The sequence below is a fragment of the Flavobacterium anhuiense genome (genome assembly GCF_001705175.1).
GTDB lineage: Bacteria > Bacteroidota > Bacteroidia > Flavobacteriales > Flavobacteriaceae > Flavobacterium > Flavobacterium anhuiense.
This window is the reverse complement of sequence record NZ_CP016907.1, coordinates 5029081-5051641: the sequence shown is the minus strand read 5'-3', so window position 1 is coordinate 5051641 and position 22561 is coordinate 5029081. Positions and strand designations below refer to the sequence as shown.

Sequence of the window (22561 nt, the reverse complement as noted above, 5' to 3'; positions counted from 1 at the left end):
TCGTAATGAAAATTTGACCTACAACAAATCACTCCTCTGGGAAAACTGACAACAATCATTTTTCCTGAAAATGCAGAACTTATTTTGTCTCAGAGAGATCGAATTTGTTCTCCGGTATATTTTGGTATGCCGAACTCAGCATATTTTTTTTACTAAAACAGAGTTTGACAGCTTTTTTTACAAGTTGCTGTATTTTGTTTTAACTGTTTGATTTTTAATTGATTGTTTAATTGCTTAAGTGCTTGCACTTATTGCAAGAGGTGTTTTATTGTCCATTTTCTAATCTTCCAAATTATGAAAAAAAAATTTACTTTTTGTAATCTCTTTCAAAAGAGATTATTGGGACTTTTAACTTTATTCTTTATATGTACTCATGCATTCTCTCAGACTATTTGTAGACCTGTGTCTCAGACAAATAGTACGGGAGGAGGACTTTTATGTATAGGATTAGATGTTAATAGTCCAGCCAATGCTTATGATAGTGCTGGCTTATCTACTTATGCAACTCTAACAAATGGTGTTGGATTGCTGGGATGTTTCGCCGAAGAAACAATGACTTTGAACCAAACGGCACGAGCCGGTGACCAAATTGCTATTTACTTTGGTACGGGTAATGGTTTACTTGATTTAAGTTTACTGTCAAATGCTTCTCTTCAAGCGAAAAATTCTGGAACAAATGTAGGTTCAAGTGTGGCTTTAAACAGTCCGCTTTTGAATTTAAACTTACTAAATGGCAATACTGTTGCTGTTGCAAAGTTTCCGATAACAGGCGATACCAACCAAATTCAAGTACAGGTTGGAGGTTTAGTAAGTCTCTTGGTAAATTTAAGAATTTATGATGTTAGATTAGAATTTGCACAGCCAACTGTCTCTGGCGGTTTAACACAGACTATTTGCGCTGGAATTCCAACAACTCTTACCGCAACACCAGCTGCGGGTACTTCGCTAGCTTGGTATAGTTCTGAATTTTCGACAACAGCTTTGGCGGTAGGAAATACGTATACAACTCCTGCCTTAACAGCAAATACGACATATTATATAGGAATAACTAGAGCAGCAGGGTGCGAAGGAAATGTTCGTGTACCTGTTGTTTTAAATGTTTCTAATCCGGTTGCACCTGCAATTAGTAACACAGGACTTACCGTTTGTTCTACAGGATCTACACAGCAGACTACTTTGTCAGTCGTAAATGCTGTTCCGGGAACAACTTATTCTTGGTATGCTACTTCAAATGGAGGTACCGCATTAGCAACAGGTACGACTTATTCGCCAACTGTTCCTTTAGGAACTACTCCATTTTTTGTGGAAGGTTCCATAGGAAGCTGCATTAGTCCAACTCGTACTCAGGTTAATGTAGTTTCTACAGCGGTTCCCGCTACACCAACAGTTCTGACGCAAAGTGTAACAATTCAATCTGGTCAGAATGCAACTTTAAATGCCACAACTTCAGAAGTTGGGGCACAATTAAATTGGTATGAAACGGCTACTGGCGGAACTGCTGTTGCGACCAATACAGCCACTTTTACGACGCCAATTTTAACGGCTACTAAAACCTATTATGTTGAAGCGCAAAGTCCAAATGGAAATTGTGTCAGTGCAACTAGAGTACCGGTTACTGTAACGGTTCAGCCAGCTTCACTTATGGGCTGTCTTGAAGCAGGAAGTCAGCAGATTACTCAAAACGGTTTGTGTTTATTATGTAGTTCTACAAATCCAAATTTTTCTGTAGATGGAAATACGGCAACTGCAACCCGATTAACTGTACCAGTTGGGTTAGTAAACGGGTATATTCAGCAGACATTACAATTTAATAATCCTGGAAAAGCAGGGGATATTGTTGATGTTGAATTAGAATTGCCAAGCGGTTTAGCTGATGTACAATTATTAAGCGCAGTTAGTTTAGCAACATATAATGGACTAACTTATAATAACGATCGAGTTGCTATAAATAATCCTCTTATTACTTTACAATTATTAAGTGGCAATAGATTTAGAGCAAGTGTTACGGCAGGAGCCAATTTTGATCGAGTAGAAATTCGATTAGGAGGATTGGCAACAGTTTTGACAAGTGTAGATATTTATCAGGCAGCATATAGATATAAGGCACCTACGATTACTGGAGATACAACTATTTGCAGTGGATCAAGTACAACGTTGACAGCGGCTCTTGCAGTGGGAGAAACTGTAAATTGGTATAGTGCTGCTACAGGAGGGACTTCGTTAGCTTCTACAGCTGCATTTACAACTCCTGCTTTAACTACACCAACGACTTATTATGTTGAGGTTACAAGAAATGGTTGTGTGAATAGCGAAAGAAATCCAATTCAAGTATTAATAGATAATCCTGTATTGCCTACTGTTACTGCTTCACCTACAACTATTTGTAGCGGTCAGACTACGACTTTAACTGTTCAGGCACCTGTTGCAGGTACTACATATAATTGGTACGATGCTGCCACAGGCGGTACTTTACTATTTACAGGTAATGCTTTTACGACTCCTGTATTAACTGTAAATACATCTTATTTTGTAGAAGCTGCTATTGGTGCATGTACAACGCCAACACGCACAACAGTAAATTTGACTGTTAGTCCAATACCTGCAACACCAACTTTTACAGCATCTAATGTAATTATTCAGTCTGGTCAGAGTGCTACATTGACGATTGCGAATCCAGATTCTGGAGTACGATATAATTGGTATGATGCGGCAACAAATGGAAATCTAGTAGCTAGTAATGTTACTTCCTTTACGACTCCAATATTAACAAGTAATCAAACTTATTATGTAGAGGCTTCTGATTTAACAACTGATTGTCCTAATACAACAAGAGGAGTGGTTACGGTTACGGTAATAGCAAATGCTAGTACTTGTTTGCAGGCTAATTCTCAAGTATCATCAAATGATGGTATATTATGTGTATTATGTGCACCTACAGACCCAAATAATGCCGTTGATGGTGATATTACTACTTTCTCACAGCTTAGTGTGCCAGTTGGTGTGGGGGCTTACTTACAGCAACAATTGATTTTTGCAAATCCAGGTTTGGCAGGAGATATCATCGATGTTGATTTAGAAGTTCCAGGAGGGCTTTTAGATATAGGGGCATTATCTAATGTTACTCTTGCCACTTATAATGGTGCCACTTATAATAATGACAGAACAGCGGTAAATGGTGGTTTATTAAACATTCAATTATTATCTGGAAATAAATTTAAAGCTAGTTTCACAGCAACAGCGGCGTTTGACCGTATAGAAGTGCGATTGGGAGGCACTGCAACTTTATTAAGTAATTTATATATCTATCAAGCGGCTTATAGATATCCAAATGCTACAATTACTGGAGCTGCAGCACCAATTTGTGCTGGTCAGACAGCTAATTTATCTGCAACTTTAGGGGGAGGAGAAACTTTTGTATGGTATGATGCTCCAACAGGAGGTAATATTGTAACAGTATCTCCAACAGCAGCTCTATCAGCTACCACTACTTATTATTTAGAGGCAACTCGCGGAACTTGTATAAATAGCTTACGTCAAGCTGTGACAGTTAATGTTTTGCCAATACCGACTGCAGCAGATATTGTAATTACAAGTCCAGTTGAAGCGACTTGTACAGGAGAGGCGGTTTTAACCCCATCTTCTGCTATTGCAGGTGTTCAGTTCAAATATTACACAGATCAAAATAAAACTACAGAAATAGTAGACGGAAGTGTCATTGGTGGAGTAACATTCGCAAAAGATGCTCTTACTGGTGCTCTTTCATTAAGCGGTTTAACTGCTGCTGGAGCTCCTTATAATTATTATATCTCTACATTAAATGGTGGTACTTGTGAAAACGTGAATGGAGATTTAAAACAAGTAACGGTTAATTTCCCTTCAACAACTCCTTTAACTGTCATTACTACTCCATTGCAAGCTTGTGGAAGTGCTAATTTGGTAAATGCAATCACTAATTTTGATTCGACAGGAGCTACTACTTATACTTTCTACGATCCTTCAAATAATGTAATAACTGCCGATGCGGCTGCAAATATAACAGTAAGCGGAGTTTACTCTATAGAAGCACAAAGTGCAACAAGCACTTGTCCTTCAGCTAAACAATCTGTAACGGTAACAATTAATGCTTTACCAAGTTTGACAGTAACTACTCCGCAAGAATCTGTAAACGTTGGAACAGATGTTCCATTAAATGCAGTTTCTACGGGGACAATTACATGGTTTGATCCGCAAGGAAATCCAATTGCTGGACCTCCATTTACAACTGGTCCACTAAATATTCCGGGAATTTATACTTATACAGCTGTTGCAAGTGACGGAATTTGTACTACAACTGCAACTAAAATAATCAATGTAATTGACCTTACAAGCTGTCAAAACTTAACAGAACGAGTTTATGCTTCTGCGCAATCTCAAGGTTCTATAATCACTGGAGGTGTTTCAAACGGTGCGAATGCGGTTGACGGAAATCCTCAGACATTCTCAACAATTACTACAGGTTTAGGACTTTTGGGAGTTGGTACAACATGGCAGAATTTAACTTGGTCTTCTCCTATTGCTAAAGGTACTCCAGTAACAGTAAAATTAGGTTCTGAATATAGTTTATTGGCTGTTGGCCAGAATTTATCAGTAGTTGGAACTATTGGAGGAACTCCTATCGGCGCAATGCAGCCTGTTTCTGGGTCATTGTTAAATCTGATTTCAGGAGATAATACATATGAATTTACTTTTGTTCCTTCAGATGCATCTGGACCACAAGATTATGATGGTATTCGTATTCAATCAGCCTCACTTTTAAGTGTTGCTCAAAATACAAAAGTATTTGATGCTCATTATAATAAACCTGTTACAGCAGTAACTTGTACTTCAGGAGATATTCAGGATATTTTTTATGGTGCAACAGATTTAGGAATAGGAGCAGCAACTGCATTAGTAGGAGTAAGTGATGCTTGGAATATTGCTGACAATGATGTGACTACTTTTGCAACAATGTATAGCGGAGCAGGAGTCTTAGCGGCTGCAGATTTAACAGCGCAATTTAAAACACCTTCTGTTCTTAGTGATACTTTAAGAATTGTGATTTCTAAACCGGGGACTCTTTTAAGTGTTAATGCGCTTACAGGGTTTTCAATTCAGCGCTATTTAGGAAATGTGGCAGTTGGTGCTCCAATTCAAAATACAAGTACATTGTTGAGTGTAAAATTATTGCCTGGGAATTCTTTGGCAATGGTATTAGTATCTTCTCCAACAGAAATTTACGATAGAGTTAGAATTCGTTTAGGAGGTGTTGCAGGTGTACTAGATTTCTTAAGAGTTCATACTGTAGAAAGAACAGCCAATACAACTGTCATTGGAGCAGATCCGCAGAATAAAATAACGGTCTGTCCAGGATCCGATATTACGCTTCAGATACCCGAAGTGGCTTGCTCTACTTATCGATGGTACGATGCAGAAACAGGAGGAAATTTGGTTGCAAGCGGACCGACTTTTACGGTGCCAGATAATTTAACTGCAGGAATCTACAGATATTATGTGCAGCCAGTACGTTATGGTTGTGAAAATTACGCAAGAGGAGAAGTTACTGTTGAAGTGAAAGCTTCTGCTCCATTAAATGCTTTGACAGATATTACTTTGAATGGAGGAACAGCAACATCAATTTGTTCTGCTTCTGGAACTGTAACTTTAGCAACAAGCTTAAGCGGAACACCAGTTTTAACAAATCCTGTTTACCACTGGTATCGTTTTGATGGAACGACCAGCCAGTTAATCCCAGGTGAAACGACTGCACAATTGGTAGTAAACGGATTGGCTCCTGGAACTTATACTTATTTTGTTGGAGTGAGTTCAGATGAATTGTGTGAAACTGCAGCTGCGGACAGAAAACAAATTACATTCACTATTTTGCCTCCTTCAACAGTAAACGATATTACAGTTGACGATGTAACAGTTTGTAATGGTGTTCCGGCATCTTTAACTCCGTCAGCACCAACATTAACTAGTCCAGTATTCACTTGGTACTTAGATGCTAATAAAACACAGCCAATTACAAATGGAGCTGTAATAGCAGGAGTTACTTATGCTATAGATGCTGCCGGTGTATTAACCGCTACAGGTATAACAAAAGCGGTAAGTCCAATAACGTATTATGTAGCTGTTGCTAGCACTAATACCTGCGAAAATTTAGCAGGAACATTGCAAGACGCGGTAATTATTATTAGTGATCCAAATACGCCAACAACTACAAATAGTACTCAGAATTTCTGTTTGTCTTCTGCGTCTACAGTTGCAAATATTCAAGTAAATGAAAGCAATGTGATTTGGTACGATGCAGCAGTAGGAGGAAACGTAATTGCTTCAACTACTCCATTAGTAAGCAGAATTTATTATGGAGCAGCAACTGATGCGGTTACTGGCTGTGAAAGCTCTGTAAGATTGGAAGTAACAGTAAATGTAAACGATCCAGGAACTCCGACTTTAGTAACTGCAGGAGTGCAAAATTTCTGTCAGGAAGATCAGCCAACATTTGCAAGCGTTCAGTTTAATGAAGCAAACATCGTTTGGTATACGGCATTAACAGGCGGAACATTGATTCCATCTACTACAGCTCTGACAACAGGGCAGTATTTTGCGTCAATCTCAGATCCGACAACAGGCTGCGAGAGCGCCACAAGATTGACGGTCGATGTGATTGTAAATGATCCAGGAACGCCGACATTGGTGACAGCGGGAACGCAAAACTTCTGTCTGGCAAATGCTCCGACATTTGCGAGCGTTCAGTTTAATGAATCGAACATCATTTGGTATACAGCAATAACAGGCGGAACAGTTATAGCTCCAACAACAGCCTTGACAACAGGCCAGTATTTTGCAGCAATCTCAGATCCGACAACAGGCTGTGAGAGCGCTACAAGATTGACGGTCGATGTGATTGTAAATGATCCGGGGACACCAACATTGGTGACTGCGGGAACACAAAACTTCTGTCTGGCAAATGCACCGACATTTGCAAGTATTCAGTTTAATGAAACTAATATCGTTTGGTATACAGCAATAACAGGCGGAACAGTTATAGCTCCAACAACAGCTTTGACAACAGGCCAGTATTTTGCGTCAATCTCAGATCCGACAACAGGCTGCGAGAGCGCTACGAGATTAACAGTTGATGTGATTGTAAGCGATCCGGGTACGCCAACATTGGTGACTGCAGGAACTCAAAACTTCTGTCTGGCAAATGCACCGACATTTGCAAGCGTTCAGTTTAATGAATCGAACATCGTTTGGTATACAGCTATAACAGGCGGAACAGTGATTGCGCCAGCAACAGCTTTGACAACAGGCCAGTATTTTGCGTCAATCTCAGATCCGACAACAGGCTGCGAGAGCGCCACAAGATTGACGGTTGATGTGATTGTAAACGATCCGGGAACACCGACACTGGTGACTGCAGGAACACAAAGTTTCTGTAAAGAAGATCTTCCAACATTTGCGAGCGTTCAGTTTAATGAATCGAACATAGTTTGGTATACGGCATTAACAGGCGGAGCATTAATTCCATCTGCTACAGCTCTGACAACAGGCCAGTATTTTGCTGCAATCTCAGATCCGACAACAGGCTGTGAGAGCGCTATAAGATTGACGGTCGATGTGATTGTAAATGATCCGGGGACACCAACATTGGTGACTGCGGGAACACAAAACTTCTGTCTGGCAAATGCACCGACATTTGCAAGCATTCAGTTTAATGAAACTAATATCGTTTGGTATACAGCAATAACAGGCGGAACAGTTATAGCTCCAACAACAGCTTTGACAACAGGCCAATATTTTGCGGCAATCTCAGATCCGACAACAGGCTGCGAGAGCGCTACAAGATTGACGGTCGATGTGATTGTAAATGATCCAGGAACGCCGACATTGGTGACAGCGGGAACGCAAAACTTCTGTCTGGCAAATGCTCCGACATTTGCAAGCGTTCAGTTTAATGAAACTAATATCGTTTGGTATACAGCTATAACAGGCGGAACAGTGATTGCGCCAGCAACAGCTTTGACAACAGGCCAGTATTTTGCGTCAATCTCAGATCCAACAACAGGCTGCGAGAGCGCTTCAAGATTAACTGTTAACATAACTGTGTCAGATCCTGCAACACCAACAACAAACGCTTCGGCACAAACTTTTTGTACAGGAGCAAATCCGACAGTGGCTAATATTCAAGTGAATGAAAGCAATGTAGTTTGGTATACAACTCAAACGGGAGGAACAGCTTTAGCTTCTACAGCTGCGCTAACTACGCAAACTTATTTTGGAGCAATTAAGGATCCGGTAACAGGATGCGAAAGCAGTATAAGATTACAAGTAGCTGTAACGGTTGGTAATACAATAAACCCAACAACAAACAATACAGCGCAGACTTTTTGTTCTGCAAACTCTCCGACAATTGCAAATATTCAAGTAAACGAAAGCAATGTAACATGGTATACAGCTGCAACTGGAGGAACAGCAATTCCTGCAGGAACGGCTCTTACTTCTGGAATATATTTTGGAAATATTGTTGATCCAGCAGGTTGCGAAAGCTCAACTCGTCTTCTGGTAACAGTAACAGTAGCCGATCCAAGTCCAACACCGACGACAGCTAATACAACTCAAAACTTCTGTACTTTAAATTCGCCAACTGTGGCAAATATTCAAGTAAACGAAGCAAATGTTGTTTGGTATAGCACAGCAACAGGAGGAACAGCAATTCCGCCAACAACAGCGCTTGTTACAGGAACTTATTATGGAGCAGTTTCAAGTGCGATAGGTTGTGAAAATCCAGCAAGATTGGCTGTTACGGTAAATGTAAATTCACCAAGTGTAATTACAACACCAAGAACAACACAGACATTCTGTTTATCTGCTTTGCCAACATTAGCTAATATTTTGGTAAACGAACCAAATGTGGTTTGGTATGCGTCTGCAACTGGTGGAACTCCATTAGCAAATACCACTCCGCTTACGGCAACTACTTATTATGCAGGGGCGTTAGCTAATACATTTAATGGTTGTGATAACGGACCAAGATTAGGAATTACCATTGCATTTGAAAATGATGCTGCAGTTCAGCTTACTTCTACAGACGATACTCCATGTGTATTCAAAGGTGTAACTTATTCAATTGCAAATGGAAAATCTAATTATGTATGGACCATTAATGGAGGTACTATTATTTCAGGAGGTGGTACAAACGATGGATCTGTAACCGTTTCTTGGTCAGACATCGGACCAGGAACAGTAACAGTGGCTTATGTTAACAATTGTGACGAAAGAACAATGAAGACTTTAAATGTTACTGTAGCAAGCTGTTCAGATTTAACGATTACTCATACAGTTGATAATCCAACTCCAAATTTTGGTGATCAGGTAACCTTTACTATCACAGTGAACAATGTAGGAGAAGGCGATTTCATAAATACTATCGTAAGTGATTTACTTCCTAGCGGTTTGCAATTAGTTAGTTCTTCTGCAACATCAGGAACATATGATCCAGCGACGCAGCTTTGGACAATACCAACGCTAAATGCAGGTCAGAGTGTAGTATTAACAATTGTTGCAGAAGTATTGCCAAACGGTAATTATACAAGTGTAGCAACTGTGGAAACTTCAACTCCTTTAGATGTTGATGCTTCAAACAATTCAGCTTCAGTTACATTAGAACCAATTTGTTTAACGGTTTACAATGAGTTTACTCCAAATAATGATGGTAAAAATGATTTGTTCAGAATAGACTGTATTGAGTCTTATCCAAACAACGAGCTGAGAGTATTTAACAGATACGGAGCGTTAGTGTATAGTAAAGCACATTATGAAAATGATTGGAACGGAACAGCTAATGTATCCGGTGTAGTTAATAGAGGAGATATGTTGCCAACAGGTACTTATTTTTATGTGATAACCATTGGAGATGGAACGGTTAAAAAAGGCTGGTTGTCTATCATGAGATAACCCACTTCTATTAATCATCTAATTAATTAAACTAAATAAGTATCGTTATGAAACTATATATAAAATCATTAGAAACATATTTCATTTTAATATGTTCTTTTATTACGGTTTGCGCTTCGGCACAACAAGATCCCGAATATACGCAGTATATGTATAACACTATGGCGGTAAATCCAGCGTATGCTGGATCTACCGGAACCATAGAGGCAGCACTTTTATATCGTTCGCAATGGGTAGGAATGCCAGGCGCTCCAGAAACACAATCTTTTTCTGTTCATTCTCCACTTAGAAATGAAAAACTAGGAGTAGGTTTAAGCGTTGTAAATGATAAAATTGGGCCTTCAAATGAGCTGTATTTGGATGGAAATTTCTCTTATTCAATACCTCTTGGCTACGAACAAAGATTGGCGTTTGGTGTAAAAGCGGGTACAAGGATGTTAAACATCGATTGGTCTAAAGGGAGATATTACGATGATGATGATGTTTTGTTAAATCAGAACATTAACAATCAGATGAAATTAGCAGTAGGAGCAGGGGTTTACTATTATACAGAAAAATGGTATGTAGGATTCTCTATTCCGAGTTTTATTCAGAATGATTACTATGACGATGTTCGTGAATCTATTGATTATGATCGTATGCATTACTATTTAATGGGAGGTTATGTTTTTGATTTGAATCCAAATTTGAAATTTAAACCAGCATTTTTAGTGAAAGCAGTAAGCGGGGCTCCCATCACTGCAGACATATCAGCAAATTTCATGATTCAAGAAAAGTTTGTTATAGGAGGAGCGTATCGAACAGATGATTCGATAGCTATACTGGCAGGTTTTCAAATTTCACCAAGTTTCTTTCTCGGATATTCTTTTGATTACACTGTAAGCGAATTGAACAAATACAACGATGGTTCTCACGAATTCATCTTGCGTTATCAATTTGTTCAAAAACAAAGTAAAATTAAATCTCCTCGATTCTTCTAAAAACAAAACTTATGAGAAAACTATATATCCTATGTTTAATTTTGAGCGTTACGTTTAGTTTCGCTCAAAAAACTAACTTAAAGAAAGCTGATGCTTTGTTTAGAAGCTTTTCTTATCTGGATGCTTCCAAAGCTTATGAAGAATGTTTGCAAAACATAAAAGATCCATCAGCGCAGACTTTGAAGAATGCGGCAGATTCTTATTATTTTATTTCTGATTCTAGAAATGCACTAAAATGGTATAAAAAATTATATGAAGTGCAGGGAAATAATCTGACTGATATTTACTATTTGCGTTACATTCAATCTATGAAAGCAGTTATGGATTATGATGAGGCAGATAAAATCACAAAAGAATACCTGAATAAAAAAGGAGATAAAGCAGAAATTAACCGATATGTTGCCCAAAAGAAGTACATGGACAGCGTTGCGAAGGCAAAACCTCTTTATACCATTAAAAATTTAGATATTAATACGAGTAAATCAGATTTTGGAGCTACATTTTTCAAAGATAACATCGTATTTACATCGGCTCGCGATACGACGAAGTTTAGTGAGAAATTGTATACTTGGAACAATCAGCCTTTTCTAAATCTGTATATCGCAGAAAGAAATCCGGCAGATGGAAATTTATTCAACGAAACGGTTTTTCTTCCAAATGTAATGACTAAATATCACGAAGCAACTGCAAGTTTTGACAGTCAGGGAAAAACGATTTATTATTCGACCAATATTGTAAAGAAAAACAAATTGGTTGTTGATGAAGCGAGGGTAAATAATTTCCAGATTGTCAAAGGATCCATCGTCAATAATAAATTAGAAAATCCAGAAAAAGTGTTTTTTGATAGTGACGATTATTCTGTTGGACATCCGTCATTAAGCGAAGATGGAAAATTGCTTTTCTTTGCTTCAGATATGCCAGGCGGACATGGAGAAACCGATTTGTACATGGTAAAAATTGCGGCTGATGGAACAATGAGTTCGCCTCAGAATCTCGGCCCTAATATTAATACTATTGGGAATGAGGTGTTTCCATTCTTTCAAAACGGAGTTTTATATTTTTCTTCTGACGGACACTACGGCTGGGGGGATTTGGATGTTTACGAAAGTAAACTTCAGGCAGATGGAACTTTTTCAGTGCCAAAAAACCTTGGAGCGCCTATCAATAGCAACAAAGACGATTTTTCTTTTATCATTGACAAAACAGATGCTTACGGCTATTTCTCTTCAAATAGAGCAGGAGGCAAAGGAGACGATGATATTTATTCTTTCGTAAAAGGAAAACCAGTTTGCAACCAAAGTATTTCTGGAATGGCAATAGATCGTAAAACGAAAAAACCTTTAGCAGATGTTACTATAATGGCGTACAACTCTTTTAGTGAAGTTTTAGGCGAAACCAAAACAAATTTTGATGGAAAATATGCTATCGAAGTTCCTTGTAACAAAGTAGTCAAAATGATTGCTGCAAAACCAAATTACAGTAGTGACGATAAAACTGTGGAAACCACCGATCAGAATGGAGGCGAAATAAAAGATGTTAATTTTGAGCTGAGCAATTACGATGATTTGGTTGTTAAAAAACAAGGAGTAGAAAAAGTAGATGTAAACCCGATTTATTTTGATTACGATAAGTATGACATTACGCCAAAAGCAGTAGAAGAATTATCTAAGGTTGTGTTCATCATGCAGAAATTCCCAAACATCAGAATCAAAATTGAATCTCATACCGATTCGCGTGGAAAAGATTCGTACAACTTGAAACTTTCAGACAATAGAGCAAAATCAACTCGAGATTATATCCTTTCGCAAGGCATAGATGCTTCTAGAATTGAAAGTGCCATTGGGTATGGAGAAACCCGATTAATTAATAAATGCAAAAATGGTGTAAAATGTTCTGAGGAAGAACATCTCTTAAATAGACGTTCAGACTTTATCATTATTCAAAAATAATTTTATATTTTCGCTGTAAAATATTGATTTTCAGTTAAAATATAAAACGTCGAAACCATTTGGAAGTTGGTTTTTTTTAATTCTTTTTTAAGAATAATGGACAAGGAGAAAATCAGACTGCATGAATTTGCAGTCTGATTTTTGATTTCTAAAACTTTTATTTTTTCTGCATTGTAACAAAAATAAATTCTAATTTTGATATTCAGTTTTTCATCACAATAATCTGCAATATTTTACAATTTATGAGCATTCAAGAGACTATTCAAGCATTACGAAATGAACTTAATCAACACAACTATAATTACTATGTGTTAGACAATGCTACAATTTCAGATTATGATTTTGATATTAAATTAAAAGAACTTCAGGATTTAGAAGATAAACATCCAGAGTTTTTTGATGAAAACTCGCCAACACAAAGAGTAGGTGGAGCTGTTACCAAAAATTTCAAAACAGTTGCGCATCAGTATAGAATGTATTCTTTGGATAATTCTTATTCTAAAGAAGATCTTTTGGATTGGGAAAACCGTATTCAAAGAGTTTTAGGGAATGTTGACTTGCAATACACTTGTGAGCTAAAATATGATGGAGCTTCGATAAGCATTACTTACGAAAACGGAAAACTAGTTCAAGCCTTGACACGTGGAGATGGTTTTCAAGGAGATGAGGTCACTACTAATATAAAAACTATAAAATCAGTTCCTTTACATTTGAAAGGAAATTATCCAGATAAATTTGATATTCGAGGCGAAATAATTCTGCCATTTGCTGGTTTTGAAAAGATGAATCAGGAATTAATCGAAATTGGCGAAACACCTTATTCAAATCCAAGGAACACAGCTTCAGGAAGTTTAAAATTGCAAGACAGCGCTGAGGTTGCCAAACGTCCGTTGGAGTGTCTTCTTTATTTTGTGACAGGGAATAATTTGCCATTCAAGACTCAATATGAAGGATTGGAATTGGCTAGAAGCTGGGGCTTTAAAGTGCCTATGGAAGCAAAACTAGTCAACAGTATGGAGGAGGTTTTTGACTTTATTGATTATTGGGATACGCACCGCCATAATTTACCTTATGAAACTGATGGAGTTGTGATAAAGGTCAATAGTATCCAGCATCAGGAAGAATTAGGGTATACAGCAAAATCACCACGTTGGGCAATTGCTTACAAATTCAAATCAGAACAAGTTTCAACTGTATTAAAATCAATTTCATATCAAGTCGGAAGAACGGGAGCTATAACACCAGTGGCGAATTTGGAGCCTGTACAGCTTGCAGGTACCATTGTAAAAAGAGCTTCTCTTCATAATGCCGATCAGATTGAAAAATTAGACATCAGAATAAACGATACTGTTTTTGTTGAAAAAGGAGGAGAAATCATTCCAAAAATCATTGCAGTAGATTTAGAAAAACGTCCTGAAAATTCAGAACCAACCCATTATATTGCGTATTGTCCAGAATGCCACATCGAATTGGTTCGAAATGTTGGTGAAGCCAATCATTATTGTCCTAATTTCTACGGATGTCCTCCGCAAATTATCGGAAGAATCCAGCATTATATTTCAAGAAAAGCAATGGATATTGAAGGACTTGGAGGTGAAACTGTCGCTTTATTATTTAAAAATGGTTTGGTACACAATTATGCAGATTTATATGAATTGAAAGTTGAGGATATTCTGCATTTGGAAAGAATGGCTCAGAAATCTGCAGAAAATTTGGTAAATGGAGTTCAGAAATCAAAAGAAATTCCGTTTGAGAGCGTCTTGTTTGCGCTTGGAATCCGTTTTGTGGGAGAAACTGTAGCTAAAAAACTTGCTAAACATTATAAGAATATCGATGCTTTAGCCCAAGCTTCTTTAATGGATTTAGTTTTAGTTGATGAAATTGGAGAAAGAATCGCCAAAAGTGTTGTCGAATTCTTCGAAAATGAAGAAAACCGAAAAATTATTGAGCGTTTAAAAAGTTATGGAATCCAATTTGAAATTGAAGAAAAAATAAACCCAAATGCTACTGATAAATTTGTTGGAAAAACTTTTGTGGTTTCTGGCGTTTTCAGTCAATTTTCTAGAGACGAATTAAAGAAAACCATAGAAGATAACGGAGGGAAAGTAGGAAGCTCAATTTCTGCAAAAACAGATTTTGTAGTGGCAGGAGATAATATGGGACCAGCAAAACTGGAAAAAGCAACAAAACTAAACATCCCTATATTATCAGAAGAAGATTTTATAAACAAACTGAATGAAGCTTAATAAACCGTCATTAATTTTGTTCTTTTTTGCCTTGTTGTGTACAATTATTTTTGATTGGACTCAGCAAGAAGTTTTTGCGACATACTCAAAAGCGATTGTTCTTCCTGCTATTTTTATTTATTATTTAATTAGCAGTGAGTTCGAAATAAAAAAAACAGAAGGTGTCATTTTTCTCTTTTGTTTTGTTGGACAAGTTTATGATTTGATGGATGTAGAAAGTTCCGAACTAGGGGGAGTGCTTTGCTTTCTGGCGGTCTATAGCTTAATTGTTACTTTATTTATTAGGGAACATGAACGGATAAAACTAACTAAACGAGATATTTTGCCAATTTCTATTGTAGTTGTTTTTATAGTGTATTTATTGATTTCTGTTTTGAGTCTGCAGCTTGACAGTATGAGAAAATTTATTTTGATTTACACTGTATACGGAATCGTTTTGAGTATATTAAGCTATTTCTGCTTCGTAAGCTATATCACAAAAGGAACGCATATCGCTTTATTGATGTCTCTGATGGCAATAAGCTATATCTTTTCTGATATCTTTTACATTTTTAATGAATATTTCTCGTATTCGGTCGTTCTAGTCCTAATACGAGATACAACTCAAATTCTAGCTTATTTCTTTATGGTAGAATACTTTTTAGAAAAAGCTAGAATTCAAAAAAAGACTACACTACAATAGTGGCGCTTTGGTTGGTATGAGCTTTATCTTTGTCAAAATAGAAATCGATGCGGCCTAAATTGATTCCGTAGCATCCTACTTGATTTACCAATACATCTTTTCCAGCCTTGTTCTTTACAACTGTAGGTTTGTCTAAGAAGGTATGAGTATGTCCTCCAATAATCAGATCTATATCTTGAGTTTGTGCGGCAAATGTCAAATCACTAATTTTCGTTGGCTCATCTTTGTATTTGTAACCTAAATGCGAAAGACAAATTACCAAATCACATTTCTGTTCTTGTTTTAAAAGTTTTGTCATATCCTGAGCAACTTCAACAGGATTGTTATAAACTGTTTCTAGGTACAATTTTTTATCTACCAAACCTTGAAGCTCAATTCCAACGCCGAAGACACCAACTTTAATTCCGTTTTTATTGAAGATTTTGTACGGTTTAACATGTCCGTCCATAACGGTATTTTTGAAATCATAATTAGAATTGATAAAATCGAAACTCGCATGCGGAAGCTGAGCATACAATCCGTCAAGACCATTGTCAAAATCGTGGTTTCCAATTGTTGAAGCATCATATTTCATCATGCTCATCAATTTAAATTCCAATTCACCTCCATAATAATTGAAATAGGGTGTTCCTTGAAAAATATCACCTGCGTCTAACAAAAGCACATTTGGATTTTCTCTACGAATAGTTTCAATCAAGGCAGCACGACGAGAAACGCCCCCTTTATTCGGATTACGTGGGTCATCAGCAGGAAAAGGATCAATGTGGCTGTGCACATCATTTGTATGTAGAATTGTTAGATGCTTAATGTCGTTACTTTCAAAACTGCTCAAAGACAATCCTAAACTTAGTAGGGCAGTACTTGCTGCTGTTTTTTCGATAAACTCTCTTCTTTTCATTTTATATGTTTTTTTGCCAGAGGCGCTATGTCGTTTTAATTTTTTTTTTTAGCCACCAAATTCACGAATTAACACGAATTGTTTTTTCAATCATTTAAAAATTTGTGCAAATTTGTGTAATTCGCGGCAAACTCTTTTATTCTTCTGTTATTCTGATATTTTTTGGAGCAACAACTGTGTCTACTTCTTTAAAATAATCAATCAAAACATCTCTAAGTTTGTAGTTTAAGTCAAACTTTTGAGTGCTTTTTGCAAAGAAAGTCATGCTGTCGCCTCCATTTGCCAAATAGTCATTTGTAGCAACATAATACGTTTTGTTTAGATCAAGCGGTTTACCTTGAACCATGATATCTTTTGCCTTGTTGCCTTTTGTAATAGTAAACGTCATTCCAGACAAAGGCTGAGGTTTTTTCTCTTTAATAATATAAGAAGCAATATCTAAGAGCTGATCTCCTTTTAAAGCCATCACAACCAAACTGTTTTCAAACGGCATAATTTCAAAAGCTGTTCTAGTGGTAACATTTCCTTTAGGAAGAATAGCGCGAATACCGCCATGATTTAAAAGACATACATCAATATCTTTCTTTTCGCGTGCATTAAAAACGATGTTTCCTCTTTGCATACAAACATCTGCCATTAAGCTTCCAATGCCAGTTTGCCACTTTCCCGTGCTTTTGTCAAGAGTCTCAGGACAATACGCCAATACATTATCCAAATCCTTATTAATGTGATCGCGATAAGGTTTAATAAAATTTTCAATTTCAGCTGTTTCGCCAGCTTTTTCACTAACAGGAAGCTGTTTTCCCTCAATTTTAGTTAAATTGTAGTTTTTTGTACTACACGAAGAGATTGAAAAAAGTGTTAAGAATATAACAAAAAGTTTTAAAAATCCGTTATACTTTTTTAGTTTTACCATTTTAAATGCAACTTAAATAATTAATTTTGTAATCTGGTAAAAGTACTATGTTTTTGAATTATATAAAGGAGTTTTTTGTAAAAAAATCATTAAATGTTAATTTAAATAATGAAAAAAGCGAAGTATTTACTAAAAACGTTCAAACAATTGGTTTATTGATAGATGAGAGCACTTTTGAATATTCAGAAGCCATAATAAAAGAGTTAGCGCTCCACGGAATTGCTTTAGAAAATATAAAAGTTCTTGCCTACAAAGAAAAATTTAAGGAAAAAGAAGCCTATTCGCGTCCAACTTTTGGTAAAAAACATATCAATTGGAACGGAAAAATTACAGAAGGTTTCTTAAATGAATTTATAAATTCAGAATTTGATCTTTTGCTAAGTTACTACGATATTGAAAATGTTTTTTTAATGTTGGTAACCAGCAATTCAAAAGCTAAATTTAAAGTCGGATTTTCCGCTGTAGATCAAAATCTGAACCGATTGACAATTAGTACAGAATTAGGGAACTATAAACTATTCATTTCAGAATTGTTTCGGTATTTAAAAAATATAAAATAAATTTTAATTAATAATATGCAATCATTAATAGGTACGGGTGTTGCGCTTGTAACGCCATTTAAAAAAGATTTTTCTGTTGACATCGAAGCTTTACAGCGTATTGTAAACTTTTCTATAGATGGTGGAGTGGAGTATCTTGTTGTGATGGGAACAACAGCTGAAAATGCGACCCTTACAGCAGAAGAGAAAGAATTGGTTATAAAGACTGTAATCGATGTGAATAAAGGAAGACTGCCTCTAGTTTTAGGAGTTGGAGGTAATAATACTATGCAGATTGTAGAAGAGTTAAAAACAAGAGATTTTTCTGCTTTTGAAGCGATATTATCTGTTTCTCCATATTATAATAAACCTACTCAGGAAGGAATTTACCAGCACTTTAAAGCAATTGCTGAAGCTTCTCCAATTCCTGTAATCCTATATAATGTTCCAGGTAGAACGGCAAGCAACATGCTTCCTTCAACAGTGGTGCGTTTGGCTAACGATTTTAAAAATGTTGTAGCAATTAAAGAAGCAGCAGGAGATATGGCTCAGGCAATGCAGATTATTAAAAATGCTCCGAAAGATTTCTTGGTGATTTCTGGAGATGATATGCTGGCGCTTCCAATCGTTTTAGCGGGTGGAGCAGGAGTTATTTCTGTAATCGGACAAGGTTTCCCTAAAGAATTTTCAGAAATGATTCGATTAGGATTGAATAAAAAAGCAGCAGACGCTTTCAAAACACATTACTTTTTATCAGACAGTATCGATATGATTTTTGAGCAGGGCAATCCAGCTGGAATCAAACAAATTTTCCAAGCACTTGGAATTGCTGAGAATACTGTTCGTCTTCCATTAGTATCTGTTGATGATTCTCTAGCAGCAAGGCTTAATGAGTTTGTAAAAAACAGCATTAAATAATTGTTAAAGTGTTAGTATTTTAAGATACTAAAAAATTATTTTGCAGTAGCTAAATTAATAACTAAATTTGCCACCGAAACTTCGGTGCAATTTCACTTTGGCATAATTGTCTGAGAGATTGTAATAACAGTAAGAAAATGAAAAAAATACTATCGCTATTAATTGTTGTAACTCTTTTTTATTCTTGTGGAGAATATCAAAAAGCGTTGAAAAATGAAGATGTTGCAGCAAAATTTGAAATGGCAACAAAAATGTATGATGCCGGTAAATACACAAAAGCGATTCGTCTTTTTGAGCAATTAGCCACTTCTTACCGAGGAAAACCTCAGGCAGAAAAGCTGTTTTACATGTTTTCACAATCGTATTATAAAACAAAACAATACTATTTGGCTGGTTATCAGTTTGAAGCGTTTGTTTCAGGTTATCCACGAAGTGAAAAAGTACAGGAAGCTGCGTTTTTAGGGGCATATAGCTATTCTAAATTATCGCCAGTTTACAGTTTAGATCAGGCTGATACCGTAAAGGCATTGGAGAAATTACAGGCTTTTATTGATAATTATCCAAACTCAGAATATATTCCTCAAGCAAACGAGGCTGTGCAAAAACTGAACGGAAAATTAGAGAAAAAAGCATATGAAAATGCTAAAGGATACAATACAATTTCAGATTATAAATCGGCAATAATAGCTTTTGATAACTTTATAGCTGATTTTCCTGGAACGCCTTTAAAAGAAGATGCATTGTTTTATAAATACGATTCAGCATATCAATTGGCCATTAACAGTGTTCCTTCAAAAATGGAAGAGCGTCTGCACGTTGCACAAACCGCTTATGCTAATCTGTTGAAGTTTAAAAGCGATACAAAATATAAAGAAAAGGCTGACGAAATGAATGCCAGAGTTGAAACAGATTTACAAAAATTTACTAAATAAAATAAAGTCATGGATTTAAAAAAGACGAATGCTCCTGTAAACACAATAACTTACAACAAAACAGTTATTGAAGAGCCAACAGGAAATGTGTATGAGGCAATTACCATTATGGCTAAAAGAGCAAATCAAATTAATTCAGAGATTAAAAAAGAATTGACTGAAAAATTAGAAGAGTTTGCTACTTATAATGATAGTCTAGAAGAAGTTTTTGAAAATAAAGAACAAATTGAAGTTTCTAAATTTTACGAAAAATTACCAAAACCACACGCTTTAGCTGTTCAAGAATGGTTAGACGGTAAAACTTACCACAGAAGTTCAAACAAATAATAGTACAATGTCAGTTTTAAACGGGAAAAAGATTTTGCTGGGTGTTTCCGGTGGAATTGCAGCCTATAAAACAGCCACTTTAGTACGACTTTTTATAAAAGCAGGTGCACATGTCCAAGTGATCATGACACCTGCTTCTAAGGATTTTGTAACCCCACTTACATTATCTACTTTATCAAAAAATCCAGTACATTCAAGTTTCTTTAATCAAGATGATGAAGACGAAGTTTGGAACAATCATGTAGAATTGGCTCTTTGGGCAGATTTTATGCTGGTTGCGCCTGCTACTGCAAATACTTTGTCTAAAATGGCGACGGGAAATTGCGATAATCTTTTAATTGCTACCTATTTATCGGCAAAATGTCCAGTTTATTTTGCACCTGCAATGGATTTGGATATGTACAAGCATCCTTCAACTTTATCGAGCTTTACTGCATTAAAACAGTATGGAAACATTATGATTCCTGCTGAAAGCGGAGAATTGGCTAGCGGTTTGTCTGGTGAAGGCCGAATGGCTGAACCTGAGAATATTGTTGCTTTTTTAGAAGCTGATTTAGAGAGCAAGTTGCCGCTAAAAGGAAAAAAAATACTAGTTACAGCTGGTCCAACATACGAAGCGATAGATCCTGTGCGTTTTATTGGAAATCATTCTTCTGGTAAAATGGGATTTGATATTGCCAATGAAGCGGCGAGCTTAGGAGCAGAAGTATTTTTGATTGCAGGTCCGACTCATTTAAAAGCTAAAAATAGTCTAATAAAAGTGGTTGATGTTGTTTCAGCTCAAGAAATGTATGATGCTTGTCATTTGCATTTTAATGAAGTTGATGCGGCAATTGCAGCCGCAGCTGTTGCAGACTACAGACCTAAATTTGTTGCAGATCAGAAAATTAAGAAAACCACAGAAGAATTTTCAATAGAGCTGGAAAAAACAAAAGACATACTGTCTTCTTTGGGTGCCATCAAAAAAAATCAGTTTTTAATCGGATTTGCTTTAGAAACCGAAAATGAAATTGAAAATGCTAAGTTGAAAATTCAGAAAAAAAACTTAGATTTGATTGTTCTAAATTCCTTACAAGATAAAGGTGCCGGTTTTAAGAAAGATACCAATAAAGTAACGTTTATTGATAAGAATTTTGAAATTGAACCAATGGAATTGAAATCAAAAGAATCTGTAGCGGCTGATATTTTGAATAAGGTTATTCAGCATTTTTCAAAATCATCAATTTAAAATATACGCCGGAAACATAATTTGGAAGCAATTTATGTTTGTAAATTAAATATTTAGACGATTATGAATAAATTAGTTACGCTATTAGTGTTTTTAAGCTTTGGTTTTGTACAAGCTCAACAGCTAAATTGTACAGTAACTATCAATACAGAACGTCTGACAAATCCAAATAATCAGGTCTTTAAAACACTTCAGACTGCTTTATCTGAATTTGTAAATAAAACAGATTGGACGGGATCAGTTTTAAAACAAAACGAGAGAATAAACTGTTCTATGTATATTACTTTGTCATCAAATAGTTCAGATCAGTTTACAGGAACCATTCAGGTTCAATCTTCAAGATTGATTTTTAATTCTACTTATTCTTCTCCTGTTTTAAATTATAACGATAAAGATTTTAACTTTAGATATACAGAATACGAGCCATTGCTGTTTAATCCAAATACTTACGATTCAAATTTGGTTTCTGTAATCTCTTTTTATTGTTATATGATTTTAGGTATGGATGCTGACACTTTTCAAATGGGTGCAGGAAATCCATATCTTCAAACTGCGCAAAATATTGCCAATGTGGCGCAACAAGGCGGATTTAAAGGGTGGAATCAATCTGACGGACTACAAAATCGTTATTATTTGATTAATGATATGATCGCGCCAACTTATAGCGATCTACGCCAAACAACTTATGCTTATCATACAGGATTGGATGCAATGACATTGGATCAAAAAGCTGCAAAAGAAAAAATAAAAAATGCTTTGCTGTTAATAGGAAAACTAAATTCAGTAAAACCAAATGCTTTTATAACTCGAGTTTTCTTTGACGCAAAATCAGATGAAATTGTTTCTATTTTTTCTGGTGGACCAAGTATTCCAATTACAGATTTAACGGATGTTTTGAATAAAGTTTCGCCGTTAAACTCTACCAAATGGTCACAGATTAAATACTAATCTCGTTTCTTTTTACAATC

13 protein-coding genes are annotated in these 22561 nt (G+C 36.2%); 11 read left to right on the top strand and 2 right to left on the bottom strand.

What is annotated here, in order from left to right; all coding sequences use genetic code 11:
* Window positions 1-294 precede the first annotated feature (294 nt).
* The 5 genes from BB050_RS21255 (at window position 295) to BB050_RS21235 (ending at window position 15835) form a co-directional block, all read left to right on the top strand.
* Entirely contained in the window at window positions 295-9978 is a 9684-nt protein-coding gene (locus BB050_RS21255) for an Ig-like domain-containing protein (RefSeq protein WP_066035026.1), read from the top strand.
* Between the two features lie 47 nt (window positions 9979-10025).
* Window positions 10026-10958: a PorP/SprF family type IX secretion system membrane protein gene (locus BB050_RS21250; protein WP_008463042.1), complete on the top strand. Its 933-nt coding sequence runs from the start codon at window positions 10026-10028 to the stop codon at window positions 10956-10958.
* Window positions 10959-10969: 11 nt separating this feature from the next.
* Window positions 10970-12907, top strand: a complete 1938-nt coding sequence (locus tag BB050_RS21245; RefSeq protein WP_066035025.1) for an OmpA family protein — start codon at window positions 10970-10972, stop codon at window positions 12905-12907.
* 242 nt (window positions 12908-13149) lie between these two features.
* On the top strand, window positions 13150-15153 hold the full coding sequence (gene ligA, locus BB050_RS21240) for an NAD-dependent DNA ligase LigA (RefSeq protein WP_066035024.1): 2004 nt from the start codon (window positions 13150-13152) through the stop codon (window positions 15151-15153).
* Window positions 15143-15835, top strand: coding sequence for a hypothetical protein (locus BB050_RS21235; protein WP_066035023.1), 693 nt, complete (start codon window positions 15143-15145; stop codon window positions 15833-15835). Before ligA ends, BB050_RS21235 begins: the two co-directional genes overlap by 11 nt.
* On the opposite strand, the gene BB050_RS21230 is transcribed toward BB050_RS21235, so the two are convergent.
* On the bottom strand, window positions 15822-16733 hold the full coding sequence (locus BB050_RS21230; protein WP_008463051.1) for a bifunctional metallophosphatase/5'-nucleotidase: 912 nt from the start codon (window positions 16731-16733) through the stop codon (window positions 15822-15824). The genes BB050_RS21235 and BB050_RS21230 overlap by 14 nt on opposite strands.
* Before the next feature lie 136 nt (window positions 16734-16869).
* Window positions 16870-17649: a 5'-nucleotidase C-terminal domain-containing protein gene (locus BB050_RS21225; RefSeq protein ID WP_066035022.1), complete on the bottom strand. Its 780-nt coding sequence runs from the start codon at window positions 17647-17649 to the stop codon at window positions 16870-16872.
* A 47-nt stretch (window positions 17650-17696) separates the two neighbouring features.
* Between BB050_RS21225 and BB050_RS21220 the strand changes: the two genes are divergently transcribed.
* From BB050_RS21220 to porD, 6 genes are all read left to right on the top strand, one after another.
* Window positions 17697-18209, top strand: a complete 513-nt coding sequence (locus BB050_RS21220; RefSeq protein ID WP_066035021.1) for a DUF6913 domain-containing protein — start codon at window positions 17697-17699, stop codon at window positions 18207-18209.
* A gap of 15 nt (window positions 18210-18224) precedes the next feature.
* On the top strand, window positions 18225-19106 hold the full coding sequence (dapA, locus tag BB050_RS21215; RefSeq protein ID WP_066035020.1) for a 4-hydroxy-tetrahydrodipicolinate synthase: 882 nt from the start codon (window positions 18225-18227) through the stop codon (window positions 19104-19106).
* A 137-nt stretch (window positions 19107-19243) separates the two neighbouring features.
* A complete protein-coding gene (locus BB050_RS21210; RefSeq protein WP_008463062.1) occupies window positions 19244-20038 on the top strand; it encodes an outer membrane protein assembly factor BamD in 795 nt (264 codons plus the stop codon).
* Between the two features lie 9 nt (window positions 20039-20047).
* Window positions 20048-20365, top strand: coding sequence for a DNA-directed RNA polymerase subunit omega (locus BB050_RS21205; protein ID WP_008463064.1), 318 nt, complete (start codon window positions 20048-20050; stop codon window positions 20363-20365).
* 7 nt (window positions 20366-20372) lie between these two features.
* On the top strand, window positions 20373-21593 hold the full coding sequence (coaBC, locus tag BB050_RS21200) for a bifunctional phosphopantothenoylcysteine decarboxylase/phosphopantothenate--cysteine ligase CoaBC (protein ID WP_066035019.1): 1221 nt from the start codon (window positions 20373-20375) through the stop codon (window positions 21591-21593).
* Window positions 21594-21656: 63 nt separating this feature from the next.
* Window positions 21657-22541, top strand: a complete 885-nt coding sequence (gene porD, locus BB050_RS21195; protein WP_008463067.1) for a type IX secretion system protein PorD — start codon at window positions 21657-21659, stop codon at window positions 22539-22541.
* Window positions 22542-22561: the final 20 nt, after the last annotated feature.

Bases quoted from the DNA above. Each gene is read 5' to 3' on its own strand.
- BB050_RS21255 (WP_066035026.1), top strand. From the start codon at position 295: ATGAAAAAAAAATTTACTTTTTGTAATCTCTTTCAAAAGAGATTATTG.
- BB050_RS21250 (WP_008463042.1), top strand. From the start codon at position 10,026: ATGAAACTATATATAAAATCATTAGAAACATATTTCATTTTAATATGT.
- BB050_RS21245 (WP_066035025.1), top strand. From the start codon at position 10,970: ATGAGAAAACTATATATCCTATGTTTAATTTTGAGCGTTACGTTTAGT.
- ligA (WP_066035024.1), top strand. From the start codon at position 13,150: ATGAGCATTCAAGAGACTATTCAAGCATTACGAAATGAACTTAATCAA.
- BB050_RS21235 (WP_066035023.1), top strand. From the start codon at position 15,143: ATGAAGCTTAATAAACCGTCATTAATTTTGTTCTTTTTTGCCTTGTTG.
- BB050_RS21230 (WP_008463051.1), bottom strand. From the start codon at position 16,733: ATGAAAAGAAGAGAGTTTATCGAAAAAACAGCAGCAAGTACTGCCCTA.
- BB050_RS21225 (WP_066035022.1), bottom strand. From the start codon at position 17,649: ATGGTAAAACTAAAAAAGTATAACGGATTTTTAAAACTTTTTGTTATA.
- BB050_RS21220 (WP_066035021.1), top strand. From the start codon at position 17,697: ATGTTTTTGAATTATATAAAGGAGTTTTTTGTAAAAAAATCATTAAAT.
- dapA (WP_066035020.1), top strand. From the start codon at position 18,225: ATGCAATCATTAATAGGTACGGGTGTTGCGCTTGTAACGCCATTTAAA.
- BB050_RS21210 (WP_008463062.1), top strand. From the start codon at position 19,244: ATGAAAAAAATACTATCGCTATTAATTGTTGTAACTCTTTTTTATTCT.
- BB050_RS21205 (WP_008463064.1), top strand. From the start codon at position 20,048: ATGGATTTAAAAAAGACGAATGCTCCTGTAAACACAATAACTTACAAC.
- coaBC (WP_066035019.1), top strand. From the start codon at position 20,373: ATGTCAGTTTTAAACGGGAAAAAGATTTTGCTGGGTGTTTCCGGTGGA.
- porD (WP_008463067.1), top strand. From the start codon at position 21,657: ATGAATAAATTAGTTACGCTATTAGTGTTTTTAAGCTTTGGTTTTGTA.